Here is a 14,507-nt window from a genome sequence, read left to right on the forward strand (position 1 = left end):
CCGGAGCGTCCACTCCACGGCGTGAGGGCTAGCCTCGCGATGTGGACAATCCTCGCACCCGGCCGCGCGTCGGACACATTCAGTTCCTGAACTGCATGCCCCTCTACTGGGGGCTCGCGAGAACGGGCACTCTCCTCGACTTCGAGCTGTCGAAGGACACCCCCGAGAAGCTCAGCGAGAAGCTCGTACAGGGAGATCTCGACATCGGGCCGATCACCCTGGTCGAGTTCCTCAAGCACGCCGACCAGCTGGTCGCCTTTCCCGACATCGCCGTCGGCTGCGACGGCCCGGTGATGTCGTGCGTGATCGTCTCGCAGGTCCCGCTGGAGCGGCTGGACGGCGCCCGGGTCGCTCTCGGCTCGACCTCGCGCACCTCCGTGCGCCTCGCCCAGCTCCTGCTCGCCGAGCGGTACGGCGTGAAGCCCGACTACTACACGTGCCCGCCCGACCTCAGTCTGATGATGCAGGAGGCCGACGCGGCCGTCCTCATCGGCGACGCGGCACTGCGCGCGAACATGGTCGAGGGGCCCCGTTACGGGCTCGACGTGCACGACCTGGGCGCGCTGTGGAAGGAGTGGACGGGGCTGCCGTTCGTGTTCGCCGTCTGGGCGGCGCGCCGCGACTACCTGGAGCGCGAGCCGGTCATCACCCGTCAGGTGCACGAGGCCTTCCTGGCCTCGCGCAACCTCTCGCTGGAGGAGGTCGGCAAGGTCGCCGAGCAGGCGGCCCGCTGGGAGGCCTTCGACGAGAAGACCCTGGCCCAGTACTTCACCACCCTCGACTTCAGCTTCGGGTCCCCGCAGCTGGCGGCGGTCACCGAGTTCGCCCGCCGGGTGGGGCCGACGACGGGCTTCGCGGCGGACGTGAAGGTCGACCTGCTGCAGCCGTGAGAGCGCGGCGACGGCCCGTCACCCTGCTGACAGACGCCTGAGTACGGGCGGCACGGGGGAGGGGGACGGGGTGGACTCCATGCGGCCGCTCGATGTCGACGAGCCCGCGGCCGTGGGGCCGTACCGACTGCTCGGCAGGCTCGGCGCGGGCGGCATGGGCCGGGTCTATCTCTCATCTTGGCCTTGCCCCGGAGGCGCGGAGCGCCGGAGTGCTCTGCTTCACCGGGGTGAGGTTCAGGCGGGACGCTGCTGGTTTTCGATGTGCTGCTTGACGGGGATCAGGGGGTGCCCTGTCGCAGCTTCCGGCTTCGCGTTGAACTGTTTCGGTTCGGCCTCAAAGCCCGCGCGGATCTCCTGCATGGTTTTCTCGGTGTGGGTCGGCCTGGTGTCGGTGAACGCCTTCCGCCGGTGCTTGGTGGTGAAAACCAAGTGAACGTGCAGGTTGTGGACAACATGGCGACCCGTTCTGACATCGGGGTCAGAGTCCCAGCGTGGTGACACCAACCACCGTTATGGTCTCGACCGTGAGTCAGGACACCCTGGTCAAGCGGCAGTCCGGGCACCGCGCCCGGCTTGCGCTGTCGCCTGCCGGGGTTCACGCGGCGGATGATCAAGCGCACGCGGCCCGCACCTTGTGGAACCTGCTGCACGCCTGGTGGCAGATGATGCCGAAGGAGAAGCGGACTCTCACGAACGCGGACGCCGCCATCCGTCAGGCCCGCCAGGACATCGGCTTCCTGGCCGTCCTGCCCGCGCAGGCCGCGCAAGCCGTCCTCAAGACGTACTTCCGGGCGTGGAAGAACTGCTGGGAGGGCCGCGCCGACGCCCCGAACTTCAAGTCCCGCCTCCGCACGGTGATGTCCGTGGACGTCCCGCAGGGCCGGGACCTGAACATCACCCGCGTGCACCGCCGGTGGGGCATGGTCAACCTTCCCAAGGTGGGCCGGGTCCGCTTTCGGTGGACCAAGGACCTGCCCGTGGGCAAGCGTGCCGATACGGAGAACCGGATCACCGGGGCACGACTGATCAAGGACGCTTCCCCAAGCTCTCGGCTTCGCTCGAGCAGGGGAGGCCCCATTGGCTGGCACATCGCCTTCCGCATCCAGACCCTTCAGGGCAAGCCCGACCCTCACCAGGGTCCGGACATCGGCATCGATGTGGGCGTCACCGTGCCCATCGCCCTCTCCGACGGCGAAACGTACCAGCACGGCGCATGGCTGACCGGCAAGGAGAAGGCCAGGCTCCTGCACTGGGAGCAGCGTGCCGCGCAGCGTAAGCGCCACCGCAGGCCCGGCGAGCGCACCAGCCGCCGGCTGCACCGCACCTATGACCTGATCGCAGGACTGCGCGCGAAAGCCAAGCGCCGGGCCCTGGACTGGCAGCACAAGACCACCACCGCCATCGCCAGGCGGTACGGCACCGTCGTGGTCGAAGCACTCACCATCCCGAACATGGTCAAGTCCGCCAGGGGGACCCTCGAAGAGCCGGGCAGGAACGTCGCCCAGAAGGCCGGGCTGAACCGCTCCATCAGCGGGGAGGCGTGGGGCCGCACGGTCACCATGCTGGGGTACAAGAGCGCCCGGTACGGCGGCACCCTGCACAAGGTTTCCGCCCCCGGCACCTCCCTGCGCTGCTCGGCGTGCGGCGTCATCACACCGGGCAGCCGGGAGTCCCAGGCGGTGTTCGTGTGCAAGAACCCGGACTGCGGCTGGTCGGGCAACGCCGACCACAACGCGGCCCGGAACGTCTTGCATCTGTACCGGATGGGCCACGCGCTCGTCCCGGCTGCCGGGAGGGCAGTCGTCAGGCGCGCGAAGCGCGTCAAGCCCGCCACCGCAAGGTAGGCAGGAATCTCCCGGCTTCAGCCGGGAGAGCACTTCGAGAATCCGACAGCAAGGACTCGGGCAGCCCGGAGGCACGGCTCTCGAGGGTCGAGTAGCAGTCGGCCCGTGTGTGGGGGCCTGCCGGACCGGCCGGGCCTGTCCGGCCCGCTCAGGGGCTCACCCCGGTACCACCACGGTTCGCAGCTCCCCGTCTCCGAGGTGCAGCATGCCCTTGCCAGGGGCGACCTGGCCGCCGACCATGCTGCGGGACAGGCGAAGGCCGATGAGGTCGCCGCTGGACGATTCCTGCGGGGAGAGCAGGATGCCGCGGCGGGCCTTCTTGGCGTCGACCTGCCACCCGGAGAAGCCGCTGCAGACGTCCTCCTCGTCACCGGCGATGACGAGGGCGAGGCCGCGTTCGCCGCCGCGTGAGAGGAGCTTCTTCAACTGGCTCGCGGCGTCGCAGTCCTCGAGGATCTCTCCGTCGTCGATGAGGACGGCGATCGGTTCGTCGGTCGTCGCCTCGTCGATGAGTTCCTCGAAGTCGTCCTCGTCGATGTCGTCGCCGGTGAAGACCTTCAGTACACCGTCAGCACCGTCGAGTTGACGCATGGGTGACTGACGAGGGGCGGCTACGACCAGACGGGTACCGTGCGCCAGAAGAGACTGCGCCATGTTCATCAGCACCGTCGAGCGACCCGACTTGGCCGGGCCGGCGATGACGAACGCCGGTACGCCCTCCGCGAGATCGGGGCCGAAGCCGACGATCTCGTCACCGCCGATACCCGCCAGGGCCCACAGCTTGGAACGCGATGCCTCCGGGTCCCGCAGCTCCCACGCCTCAGGGAAGGAGATCCGGCTGGGCAGGCTGTCGACCCTGAACGGGCGTCGGGTGCGCGGGACTTCCGCGTCGCGGGCGGTCGCCGCCTCGCCGATGGCCGTCAGTGCCGCAGCCTGGCCCTGACCGGTGGTGTCCTCGGCAAGCAGCGCGAACTGGGTCTCCGTACCGGCCTCGTTGCGGAAGGCACGGCCGGGCGGGATCTCCTCGGGTACTTTGCGGGTCGGGATGCCGAGTGAGGAGAAGTCGCTGCGATCGGCGAGCCGCAGACCGTACTTGTCCTCGGTGAGCGTCGCGATCCGGCCGACGAGCAGGGTGCGGTCACCGGTGAGCACGAGGTGGATGCCCACGCTCGCGCCCTCCCGCATGATCGTCTGCAACTCGTCCGTGAGTGAGCCGTGGTCGATCTCGCCGAGTGTGGGCACCCAGCCCTCCCAGCGGTCGAGGAGCACCACGATGTGCGGCAGCCGCTCCTCCTCGGCCGACGCGGCCCGCTGCTCGCCGATGTCGGCGTACCCCTTGTCGGACAAGAGGTCCTGGCGGCGGGAGAGTTCACCCTTGAGGCGGTTGACGAGCCGGACCACCCGCTCGGTCTGGTTGCGACCGACGACCGCACCGCAGTGCGGCAGCCGGGTCAGCGCGTTGAGGGCGCCGTTGCCGCAGTCGATGCCGTAGAGATGGACGTCGGCGACGGAGTGGGTACGGGCGAGGGAGCCGGCGATGGTGCGCAGCACCTGGGAGCGGCCGCTGCGCGGGGCGCCGCCGATCATCAGATGCCCGAAGGACGAGAAGTCGACGGCGACAGGTCGGCGAGCCTGGTCGCCCGGCAGGTCCTCCACGCCGTACGGGGCGGGCGCCAGCCTGCCCGGCGTGAGTGCGACGGCCGGGACCTCGATGTCGTCGAGCAGCAGCGTCTCGTCGAGCGCCGGCAGCCACGGGCTGTGCTGGGCGAGGATGCCGAGCGCGTCGTTGGCGTCGCGGACCGCGTCGACGAGCACCTTGAGGTCGGTGATCTCATCGTCCTCGCGAGCCTCGGACTTCGGTTTGGCCAGCGCGGCCCGGCCGAGATCCTCCCAGCTCAGCGGGCCCACCCAGGGCGCGAGCGCGGCCGGGTCCGCCGCTCCGGGCCGCCGCCCGCCGACCCGCCCCGACTGGAACGGCACCAGCGAGGCGTGACCGAGCCGGGCGTAGGCGCGACCCGGAGTGCTCTTGGAGATCTGCCCGGCCTCGGGCGAGTCGATGACGTCGCTGGACTCGCCGCCGTCCGTCACCCGCAGCGCGATACGCAGGTTGGTGTTGGCGCGGATCTCGGGAGAGACGACACCGCTCGGCCGCTGCGTCGCGAGCAGCAGGTGGATGCCGAGGGAACGCCCTCGCTGCGCGATGTTCACGAGTCCGGTGACGAAGTCGGGCAGATCGCGCACCATCGAGGCGAACTCGTCGATGACGATGAGGAGTCGGGGTACGGGAGCGTGCGAGGGGTCGCGGCGCACCAGGTCCTGGTAGTCCTCGATGTCCTTGGCGTCGGCGTCGGCCAGGATGTGCTCGCGCCGCTTCAGCTCCGCGCCCAGCGACTCCAGGGCCCGCTCGACGAGATGGGCGTCGAGGTCGGTCACCATGCCGACGGTGTGCGGGAGTTTGACGCAGTCCTTGAACGCGGAGCCGCCCTTGTAGTCGACGAGGACGAAGGTCATGTTCTCCGGCGTGTTCGCCACGGCCAGTGCCGCCACGATGGTCTGCAGCAGCTCCGACTTGCCGGAACCGGTCGTACCGGCGATGAGACCGTGCGGCCCGTCCTTGCGCATGTCGATGCCGAACGGCCCGTCGTACGACTCACCGATGACGGCGAGCGTCGACTGTCCGCCCATCCGCCAGCGAGCGGTGATCGCGTCGGCCGTCGGCGGCTCCAGTTGCAGCACGTCGAGCAGCCGGCTGGAACCGGGGAGCGCCGAGTCCTCGGACTCCCCGCTGATGTCACGCAGTGGGGACAGGGAGCGGGCCAGCCGCAGACACCAGGCCGCGGGGACGAAGTCGGGCCGTACGTCCTTGATGCGCTCCGCGCCCGCCTCCTCGACGCGCAGCCGCAGCTTGTCGGGCTGGGCGGCGCGGCCGGGTTCAGGCGTGGCCGTGTGCCAGGCATGGAAGGAGGGGAAGCCGCCGGCCTGCTCAGGCTGGGTGCGCTGCCGGTCCTGGGCGCCCCGGCCATGCTCCTTGGGGCGGGGCTCGGCGACGACGAACGCCTGGCACTCGCCGGGCAGGAACCGCTCCTCCGTGTCGAGACAGATCGCGTACATGGACACGGCCGGTCCCTCGCGCAGCAGCCGCACCACACCCGGCAGCGACCGCAGCCGCCGCGACCCGTCCCATACGACGACGATGTCAGGGTCGCTGAACGTGGTCCCCTGGGACCGGTTCTGCTCGGCGGCCTTCCTACGGGCGTCGAGGATCTGTGTCAACTCGCCGACACGGGCGCCCACGGTCTCGGCGTCGGTGCCGATGAGGATGTTGGCGTCCTGCCCGCTCGAGGGGCGTGCGTGCGGCAGCCACCGCACCCAGTCCCACGACGGCTGCGCCGAGTTCTCGCTCAGCACGTAGAACTGCACGTCCATCGGGCTGTGCAGCGCGGCGGTCTGCGCGACCGCCCAACGTCCGAGAGCCCGCGCGGAATCCCCGGGCCCAGCCATGCCGACGACTCCGAGGGCCCGCAGATCGAGCGCGACCGGCGCGTCCTCGATCTTCCACGTCACCTGGCGCCGATGGTCGTCCTGTTCGGGGTCGTCGAGCACGACCTCGGAGGGCAACTGCCCTGTCCCGACCCGGATCAGCAGGTGATCCCGGTCGGTGCGCCGCCGCTCCCAGAGCCGGGTGCGCGGCCCGGTGCCGAGGGACAGCACGGCCGCGGGATCGGGAATGGCGTGCCGCCGGTCGTCGCGCTCCTGGACCAACGCGTCCTGGGCGTCCTTTTCGATCCGCTTCTTCTGCTCCTCGTACTCCTTGACCTGCTTGGCATGGGACTTGCGCCCGTGCTTCTTGTCGTTGAAGTAGTTGGCGAAGAGCAGGATGGGGCTGAGCCCCGCCATGATCAGGTAGTACCAGCGCTGGAAGATCAGTACAGCGACGACGGAGCCGACCAGTGGTGTCAGCGCCATCAGCCAGGGCAGCGGACGGGCCTCGTAGTCGCGGGGCCGTGACGGCAGTCGAAAGGTCGTCTGCCGGTCCGGTGGCCGCAGTCGGGGCGGTCGGTTGTAGTCGAGCCCGACTCCGTCGTCGGACCACTTGAGGGCGGCATTGGGCGGCGTGTACCGACCGAGCTCGAACAGTGTGTTCCCGACGCCGACCTGAGCCCCGAGGGGCCAGTCGTAGGTACCGGCGCCGGACGTCTTCCGGCCGCTGCTCTCCTTGCCGCCCTTGCTCCTGCTCTTCCCCTTGCCCTTGCCCTTCTTCTCCGCCTTGCCGTTCTCCTTCTCGCCGTCGCTCTCGGAATCCTGAATGGGCACCCCGTCAAGGGTGACGTGCTCCTGACCCTGACCCTGACCTTGGTCTCGGTCCTGGTTCTGGCCCTGCTCCTGATGCTCACCGTCGCGATGAACGGTGACGCGACAGGTGCCGTCGGTGGCGACGGAGAGGGTGAGGGCGCGGGCAGCGACCTCGGGATCGTCGACGCGGACGGCCGAGGCGGCTCCGCTGCCGATGTCGTACCGCCCGACCCCGAGCCGGTGCACGAATCCGGCGGCGGGCCCGCCGACGACACGCAGCTCGACCAGTCCGGTGGGTTCACCGGGCAGACACCCGGAGGGATCCTGGAGCGAGACGACGGCCCCCTCGCGCAGCGGGGACCCGATGACGGTCGCCGCCGGATCGACGGCATAGCCGTCCACGTACACGAGAGGCGCGCTGCCGGCCGGCCCCTGCCTTTGCTGCCCGATGGGAATCACCCGGGCGCCGCCGTGCCCGACCTGGGCGGCCAGCTCCGCTGCGATGTCCCCCACGGTGGACTCGGGATCGGCATCGAGTACGACGTCGGCGGAGTCCCCGCCGAACGGGTCGACGACGGTCAGAGTCAGGCGCACGCTTGTCCTCCCCAGGCGGCCCTGTGTCCGCTTCCACCCCGCGAGCCACAGTCCCTGTGACGATATCCGCTGGGAGCGTGGCCGGGGCAGTGGGAAGGAGCGCCGGTGTTCCCGATGGCAATGTCGTACACGACTTGATGACAGCGCCTCCACAAAGCGGTGATGTGCCACCGAAGTTGAGCCCCGTAAGCTGCTGCCTCAAGAGCGGAGGATCACACCGGGCGCCACAGGCGATTCCTGTGCCACAGGGGACGTGGCGGCAGTCCGGTAGTTCCGCAAACAAGGGAGCCACGGGGGTTGGCCCTGCGGCGTTGCGAGAGGAAGCGGCTTCATGGCCAAGGACCTTGACATCACATACCAGGACATGCGGGAGGCGGCCAGGTATGTCGTGAAGGAGAAGGAGAAGCTCCAGGAGAAGCTGGACGGCCTCCGCAAGTACATCAACAACCTGGTCAACTCCGGCTACGTCACGAAGAGCTCCTCCAAGGCCTTCGACGAGAACTTCGACGAGTTCACCCGCGGGGCCAAGGACACCCTCGACGGCCTGGACGGCATGGGCGACTACCTGACCATGGCCGCCGACAAGTTCGAGCAGATCGACGACGAACTGGCGAAGGCCGCCCGGAGCAAGTGAGGACGCGGTGACTGCCCGGTGCGGCGGCGAACGCCGGACGCACCGGGCAAGCACCCGGTCGACCGGGACCTGTCAGACGTCGGGGAGGGCCTGCCGGAGCACGTACATGTGGAGGTCGCTGCGGAGCTCTTCCGTATCGACTCGCAACCAGGATCCGTCCTGGAAACGGATCAGCAGCATCCTCGTCTCGAACTCACCGGAGAAGGGGTTGACGAGGGTCGCCTCGTCGGCGGGAAGACGGGCGACGATCCGCATGTGCTTCTCCCGTCCCACGCTGACGCGCTGCGGTGGGGCCGCCAGGACGATCCCCTCCTGGGTCACGAGCAGGAGTCGCTGGTGGTGGGTCGAGTGGCTGTACCACCGGAGGAGGAACTGCCCTGCGTTGCCGTGCCAGTTACCGTCGAAGACCTTGTCGAGACCTTGTTGGGTGATGACATCGTCCCGGCGTTGCTTCTCGTCTTCTCTCTTGGCCCGCAAGCGCTCCTTTTCGTCCCTCGTGTCAAGGGATCGCATGACTGCTTCTTCCATTTTGGCCAGAAGCTCAAAAAACATGATGATGGGTATGAAAGGTGCACCGAGCACTGCACCGACCATGCCCAGTGGGCGCATCCTGGCAGGGCGCAGCCGAGGGCTGTCCGCAGCCTGGAACACGTCCGCGGGAGGTTGCGGAATCTTGTTGATCGTGCACCAGTCGCCCGCCTCGGCGTGGACGCCAAGGCGGGCCGTTGCCACGCGCTGCTTGGCCTTACGTGTCACGTCAAGACTCTCCTTGCCGACGCGGAACAGGATCGGTGTGTCGAGAGCGTATCTCGCACGTGGCGTCATGAGGAGTGAGATGGTCAGCAGCCGTGCCCGCGCTCGTCGGATTCACCGAGAACAGCCGTAGAGCTCTAGAGGGGAATTGAATATGGGGGACCATGTAAAGGCAGATCTCGCCGCCATCAAACAGTGCTCACGCGATCTGACAAAGATCCATGGCGAGTTCGAGCGAAACGGAAATCCTGCGGACGAGTATGGTCAAGCGGTAGGTCACGGCGGCCTCAAGGACGCTTTCTCGGACTTTGCGGAAACCTGGAAGAAGACCCGGAAAAATCTGATGAAGGAGCTTGAGCAGCTGGCCGAGTTCACCCGGACCGCCGCCAAGGCGTACGACGAGGTCGACCAGGAGCTGGCCAAAGCCATCCGGGATGCCAAGGCGCAGAGCAAGGGGAAGAAATGAGCAGGACGGACGCCGACTGGCCGCCTCTGTGGCACGACGACCCGACACCGGGCGATCCTGAGGAAGTGGCCGAGCTGGGACGCAAGTTGCGCAAGATGGCCGACATGATCGACGAGCAGTCCCGGGTCATCGAGGCGCTCGCTTCGGTAGAGGGCTGGGACAGCGAGGCAGGAAAAGGATTCCATGAGATCGCCGATGGCGCGGCGGGCAAGCTGAAGAAATCCTTTGAGCGCTACGACGAAGCGGCCAAGGCCATTGGAGAGGAGGTGAACGAAGGGAGTTCCGGTCAGTTCGCCAGCGAAATGCGCCGCGCGCAGAGGAAGGCGGACAGGGCGCTTGCAAATTATCGTGAAGCCAAGGCCGACCATGACCTTGCGGATGGTGAAGTGAAGAAGTTTACCGACAAGTATCCCGCGCAAAATATTCCTGCCGCAGAGAAGGAAGAGTATGAGCGTTGGGTCAAGAAGCGTGCCGAGGCGCTGCACCGTATTGGTGACGCGCGCAAGTTGGTGAAGGATGCCAGGGACGTCTATGACGACGCGGGCGATAAGGCTGCCCGTCATATCAAGAACGTCGTACACCATGATGCGGTCCGGGACCCGGGCGGTTTCATGAACTTTCTTGCTGATTGGGCGGATGTGTTGTCCAACATCTCGGCCGTCCTGTCTGTTATTGCGGTAATCTGCGCGTTTGTTCCGCCACTTCAGTTCTTGGTTCCATTTATCGCAGCTCTTGCCGTGCTGACCAGTGCGGCCGCGCTCGCCGGGCATGCATACGACATGACGGCGCGGGGAGGGAAAGTCGACTGGCTGAAACTGGGTGCTGATGCGTTGGGAGTTTTGCCCGGGCTTGGCGCGCTAAAAGGGCTCCGGGCCCTCAAAGGCCTTAAAGGGCTTTCGAAGGTGAAGGAATTCGGAAAGCTGAGGATCTATACGGCCGCGCTCGACGGTGTCGGCCACAACTTCCTGAATGGGGTCAGCGTCAAGCTGGTCAACAAGGTTCTGGGAAGAACCGCGCGTAAGGATCTCATCGACGGTAAGAAGATCACGGGTGTGATCAAGGGGGTGGGCCTTGCGAGTGCCCTGAACAGGATGCTCAGTGGTGAGAACGGCGAGAGGACCGGTTACCAGGAGCCCGCCAAGGCTGGCATCACGCCCACGCCCACGCCGTCGCCCTCACCCCGCCCCAGCCCCCGCCCCGCTCCGAACGTCTCACCGAAGGCGTTCAACGCGGCTCTGGCGGCGTAGGCCTTGACGGTCTGTTCAAGGAGGGTAAATATCATGAGCGACGACAATCACGATCTCGGGCCCTGGGAATTCGTCGGCCGCCGAGGCGGTGACGCTGTCACCTTGGTCGGCGGCTCAGTGATCGCCGCCGTACCCGAGGCGAAGCGGGCCGCAGAGGAGGCTCGACGCGAGCTACGGTTCGACTTCCTGGACGACCGGGCAGTGCTCGATCTGCTGCGTCGGCGTCATACCGACGAAGAGGACATGTTCAGCGCGGGCTTCAGGCACGGAGTGCCGCTTGCGCTCGTTGGCTTCGGCGCTGCGATCTACTGGGGTGGCGTGGTTCAGTACTGGGAAACCGCTGCCTCCCGTAACGTCTATCTGACGGTCGCAGTGGCCCTCGTGGTGACTCAGGTCTTCTTCTTCGCACGCAGTGCGATGTCGCACTGGGGTGATCAGGTCCAGCAGAACCTGAGGGCCCGGGCGGGAAAGTACCGTGAGATCGCCCACATTGCTCGACGAGGAGGAGCTGATATTCCCCCTCGCTATCCGCACTACGGGCCTTACCCGTTCGCTGCGAGATTCCGTCCTGAAGTGGATGATCGCGAACAGTCCGAAAGTAGGGGTGCGGATGACCACGGACACCGTTGATGAAGCTCAGCGCAGCCTCACGGGAAGCAGCGGTATAGAGGTTCGCTGGATCATGCCGGAGGGCTTCCTTGAGCTGCCCTTCGAGGCTGATGACTTGGACGAACTGGCCGAGCAATTGATCCAGTTAGCCGAAAAGGCGCTGCCCGGTGCTGATGAGGAAGTGCAGCTGCAGTACGCCGCGATGTGTGCAGCGAACTACGACGAGTTCATCGAGGCAGGTGTGCAGTACGCCGGCTACGTCACCACGGAGGTCGACGGTGTCCGCTGCACGGCCACGGTGAACGTCAGTCTCATGGACCTCGATGACCGAGCCGGCAACAATCCGGCGGGTTTTATCGCGACCACGATGCGGCATCTGGGGCTCGGACAGATCGGCGAAGTGCAGCTGCCCTGCGGCCCGGCGGTGACATGCGTCGGTAATCGGCCTTCCAGTATCGATGGCAGCCTGACGCAGTCGGGGCAGGACGAGTCGATATGGACGTCGTTCATACAAATCCAGATTCCACTGATCAACGGGACCGTGCTGCTGCTGGAGATGGGCACGCCGACGGTTGAAGGGTGGGAGGTCTTTTCCGCCATGTTTGCCGGTATCGTGAAGAGCGTCCGTCTCTTTGACGACCATGGATCTCTCCTGGTGATGCCGGGGTGAAGGAACGGTCAGGAGTCGATGCTCTGTCACCAAAGGCTGTCCCAACGGACTACAGACTGCTGGTTCCGCGGGAGTGGTTCCGCATCGACCTCATGCAGGACCGTTGGCGTGGCCAACTCAAGACCTTTGTGGAACAGCAGGCAGTGGGCCGACGCGTTCCTGCGGAGTTCACACAGAACGTATGGGCCACACTGCGCAACACTGCAGAAGCGGGCCGTACACGGGGCGCCATGGAGTTTTTCCTGCTGACGACCTCGAGGGACGGAGGCCTTCCCGCATCGCTCCTCGTATCCCTGGTGCCACTGGGCGAAACACCCGCTGATCCAGAAAAGTTCGCGGCGTGGCTTGAGGTGCGAGAGCTTGAAGGCCCTTCACCACAGAAAGTGTCGGTTGTGGATCTCCCGGCAGGTACTGCCGTGCGCCTCGTCGGTCCCACGACGTTGAGCGTCCATGTCCTTGTGCCCGGCGGGGCGGGCTACTTGACGCTATCCTTCTCGGCACCTCTCACCGGAATGTCTGGCCCGATGGAGCGGTTGTGCGATGCCATCGCGTGCTCGCTGCGGTGGGTGATGTGACAAGTTTCCCTCCTCACTCCACCTGGACATGCCGGCTCGCCGAGGGGCGCATCGTCTTGCCGGCGCGCCCCCACGTCAGCCGGACCTTGTGGCGGCCGTGGTGACCCGTGTCGGGTGTGTCAATTTAACGACTTTTCCTCTGCGTGATGGCGTAGTTGGTGGCGTCGATGTGCTGGGCGCTACGCAACCGTCCTGGTCGCCCCAAGGGATGGCGAACTGGTAGGCGAAGAAGGGGAGAAACAGTCATGAGTGAGAGCGCGGAGGACGAGGGGCGGATCAGGCGAGCTCGGTGTCCCGTCGCCCTGGCGGCAGGCATCGGGTGTTACGTGCTCGCTGTGATCGCGGGAATGTTCGTCTTGGTCGAGAACTTCGGACCTGGCCTGCTCGCTCCCCTGTGGATCGCCCACGGAGTGCTGCTCATCGTGCTGATCCGGGAGCTGGGAGCCAGGGAGTCCAGCACCTACGCGACGCTGTTCATCGCGGCCACATCCCTGATGTCCGTGTATGTCGCAGACATGGCGCGCGAGGACCTCACCCTCCAGCAGCGAGGTGAGGAGGTCGCAGCCACCGTCGTCAGGGAATGGCGTGACGCTGCCGAGGGGCGCAAGGGGCGCAAGGGGCGTGACTACAACTACGCGTTGGAACGGCAGGACGGCACCGCAGTTCCGGGTCCCGCGATGAAAGCGACATCTGATCGATATGACGTCGGCCAGGTGGTCACGGTGATCGAGGATCCCAAGGGGGAGATCCGCCCCCGGGCACCCGGCCAGGCGGACGCCACTGGTGAGGCGCTCGGCTCAGCGGCGTTCGCCCTCACGGCACTCGGCTCCGTCGGTTGGATGACCTGGCGGGGCTCGGACACCGCAAGGAGCCGGGATACCCGGAAACGGGGCCCGGGTCGGTTGAAGAAGGGGTACAAGACCGTCACCCGTAACCACTCCACGCAGGTGGAGCAGGAGGAGAAGCTGCGAGAGGCGCTGCGAACCCACCCCGTGGACCGGCGTGGCTGTATCAAGGTGGAGCCCGAGGCGTATCCCGACCTGTCACAGGGTCGCGCAGCCCGGATCGCCTGGGAGGCGGGCCTACGGGCAGAGGCGGTGGGAAACCGGGGCTCGTGGCGTTTCAAGGAGACAATGACTGAGGAGGTCCCGCACGACTGAGCCGGCCCCGACTGACCACTGGCCGAACCAGGAGTCGACCGCTCTTGAGTAATGAGTTGGGCTCGGCGGCCCGTTGTTCATCGGATTCCACGGTTCGGTTTTGCTCGGCCATACGGGTCATTTCCTCACGACTGAGACGCCCTGGACGTCGGCTTATTCGGTCGGAGTCGGGGTCCGGCTCCGACCAGACCTGCTGGCGACGACTCGGGCGGTGGCACGAGGCCGGCGTCTTCGAGGAGCTGCACCGCCTCCTGCTCGCCGCACTGCACGCGGCCGGCGAACTGGATTGGACCCGGACCTGTGTGGATGCCTCCCACACCTGCGCGAAAAGGGGGCGAGGCCACCGGCCCGTCACCGGTCGACCGCGGGAAGACCGGCAGACCGCGGCGCCGACCCGACGCCCTGCTCGGTGACAAGGGATACGACAGCAACCGCAACCGCCGCGAGCTGCGCCGACGTCGCAGCCTGCCGGTGATTTCCCGAAAGAGCGCCCCGAACACCAGGGGTTCGGGCAAGCTCCGCTATGTCGTCGAGCAGAGCTTCTCGCTCCTGCATCACTTCAAACGCCTGGCCGTCCGTGGGAAAGGACGCCTCGACCTGCACGACGCTCTCGTCTCTCTGTCCTGCGGCCTCATCTACCGGAGACCCCTCAAGAAGACCTGAATCTGATCGCGTGTGAACTATTTCGGAAGACGGCTGGTGAAGGCCGACGACGGCATGGCCGCCCGCTGTGCTCCGGTAGGTTGCAGTGAGACACACAATTTTGAAGGAA

At 66.7% G+C, this 14,507-nt stretch carries 12 protein-coding genes; 9 read left to right on the forward strand and 3 right to left on the reverse strand.

The window, feature by feature from the left end; genetic code table 11:
* The first annotated feature begins 41 nt into the window (after positions 1-41).
* Positions 42-890, forward strand: a complete 849-nt coding sequence (locus tag AB0I73_RS05075) for a menaquinone biosynthesis protein (protein WP_363033868.1) — start codon at positions 42-44, stop codon at positions 888-890.
* 234 nt (positions 891-1,124) lie between these two features.
* Here AB0I73_RS05075 and AB0I73_RS05080 read toward each other — a convergent pair whose 3' ends face one another.
* Positions 1,125-1,391, reverse strand: a complete 267-nt coding sequence (locus tag AB0I73_RS05080) for a transposase (RefSeq protein WP_363034025.1) — start codon at positions 1,389-1,391, stop codon at positions 1,125-1,127.
* A gap of 23 nt (positions 1,392-1,414) precedes the next feature.
* Here AB0I73_RS05080 and AB0I73_RS05085 point away from each other — a divergent pair, with 23 nt between their 5' ends.
* Positions 1,415-2,734 carry a transposase gene (locus AB0I73_RS05085; RefSeq protein ID WP_363033870.1) on the forward strand — a complete coding sequence of 440 codons (1,320 nt, stop codon included), beginning with the start codon at positions 1,415-1,417 and terminating at the stop codon, positions 2,732-2,734.
* Positions 2,735-2,890: 156 nt separating this feature from the next.
* Here AB0I73_RS05085 and AB0I73_RS05090 read toward each other — a convergent pair whose 3' ends face one another.
* Positions 2,891-7,621, reverse strand: coding sequence for an FtsK/SpoIIIE domain-containing protein (locus AB0I73_RS05090; protein ID WP_363033872.1), 4,731 nt, complete (start codon positions 7,619-7,621; stop codon positions 2,891-2,893).
* Positions 7,622-7,952: 331 nt separating this feature from the next.
* Here AB0I73_RS05090 and AB0I73_RS05095 point away from each other — a divergent pair, with 331 nt between their 5' ends.
* Positions 7,953-8,255 (forward strand): WXG100 family type VII secretion target, encoded by a 303-nt coding sequence (locus tag AB0I73_RS05095; RefSeq protein ID WP_363033874.1) that lies wholly within the window; start codon positions 7,953-7,955, stop codon positions 8,253-8,255.
* 72 nt (positions 8,256-8,327) lie between these two features.
* Here AB0I73_RS05095 and AB0I73_RS05100 read toward each other — a convergent pair whose 3' ends face one another.
* Complete coding sequence (locus tag AB0I73_RS05100) at positions 8,328-9,011, reverse strand: hypothetical protein (RefSeq protein ID WP_363033876.1); 684 nt, start codon at positions 9,009-9,011, stop codon at positions 8,328-8,330.
* Positions 9,012-9,162: 151 nt separating this feature from the next.
* Here AB0I73_RS05100 and AB0I73_RS05105 point away from each other — a divergent pair, with 151 nt between their 5' ends.
* The 6 genes from AB0I73_RS05105 (at position 9,163) to AB0I73_RS05130 (ending at position 14,398) form a co-directional block, all read left to right on the forward strand.
* Positions 9,163-9,474: a type VII secretion target gene (locus AB0I73_RS05105; protein WP_363033878.1), complete on the forward strand. Its 312-nt coding sequence runs from the start codon at positions 9,163-9,165 to the stop codon at positions 9,472-9,474.
* Positions 9,471-10,721, forward strand: a complete 1,251-nt coding sequence (locus AB0I73_RS05110) for a putative T7SS-secreted protein (protein ID WP_363033880.1) — start codon at positions 9,471-9,473, stop codon at positions 10,719-10,721. The genes AB0I73_RS05105 and AB0I73_RS05110 overlap by 4 nt, the downstream gene beginning before the upstream one ends.
* Before the next feature lie 33 nt (positions 10,722-10,754).
* Positions 10,755-11,351 (forward strand): hypothetical protein, encoded by a 597-nt coding sequence (locus tag AB0I73_RS05115; RefSeq protein WP_363033882.1) that lies wholly within the window; start codon positions 10,755-10,757, stop codon positions 11,349-11,351.
* A complete protein-coding gene (locus AB0I73_RS05120) occupies positions 11,332-12,000 on the forward strand; it encodes a hypothetical protein (RefSeq protein WP_363033884.1) in 669 nt (222 codons plus the stop codon). Before AB0I73_RS05115 ends, AB0I73_RS05120 begins: the two co-directional genes overlap by 20 nt.
* A gap of 820 nt (positions 12,001-12,820) precedes the next feature.
* Positions 12,821-13,735, forward strand: coding sequence for a hypothetical protein (locus AB0I73_RS05125; RefSeq protein ID WP_363033886.1), 915 nt, complete (start codon positions 12,821-12,823; stop codon positions 13,733-13,735).
* Positions 13,736-14,041: 306 nt separating this feature from the next.
* On the forward strand, positions 14,042-14,398 hold the full coding sequence (locus AB0I73_RS05130; protein WP_363033888.1) for a hypothetical protein: 357 nt from the start codon (positions 14,042-14,044) through the stop codon (positions 14,396-14,398).
* The last annotated feature ends 109 nt before the right edge of the window (positions 14,399-14,507 follow it).

The sequence above is a fragment of the Streptomyces sp. NPDC050388 genome (assembly GCF_040655635.1).
Classification (GTDB): Bacteria; Actinomycetota; Actinomycetes; order Streptomycetales; family Streptomycetaceae; genus Streptomyces.

Bases quoted from the DNA above. Each gene is read 5' to 3' on its own strand.
- AB0I73_RS05120 (WP_363033884.1), top strand. From the start codon at position 11,332: ATGACCACGGACACCGTTGATGAAGCTCAGCGCAGCCTCACGGGAAGC.
- AB0I73_RS05115 (WP_363033882.1), top strand. From the start codon at position 10,755: ATGAGCGACGACAATCACGATCTCGGGCCCTGGGAATTCGTCGGCCGC.
- AB0I73_RS05095 (WP_363033874.1), top strand. From the start codon at position 7,953: ATGGCCAAGGACCTTGACATCACATACCAGGACATGCGGGAGGCGGCC.
- AB0I73_RS05105 (WP_363033878.1), top strand. From the start codon at position 9,163: ATGGGGGACCATGTAAAGGCAGATCTCGCCGCCATCAAACAGTGCTCA.
- AB0I73_RS05110 (WP_363033880.1), top strand. From the start codon at position 9,471: ATGAGCAGGACGGACGCCGACTGGCCGCCTCTGTGGCACGACGACCCG.
- AB0I73_RS05125 (WP_363033886.1), top strand. From the start codon at position 12,821: ATGAGTGAGAGCGCGGAGGACGAGGGGCGGATCAGGCGAGCTCGGTGT.
- AB0I73_RS05130 (WP_363033888.1), top strand. From the start codon at position 14,042: ATGCCTCCCACACCTGCGCGAAAAGGGGGCGAGGCCACCGGCCCGTCA.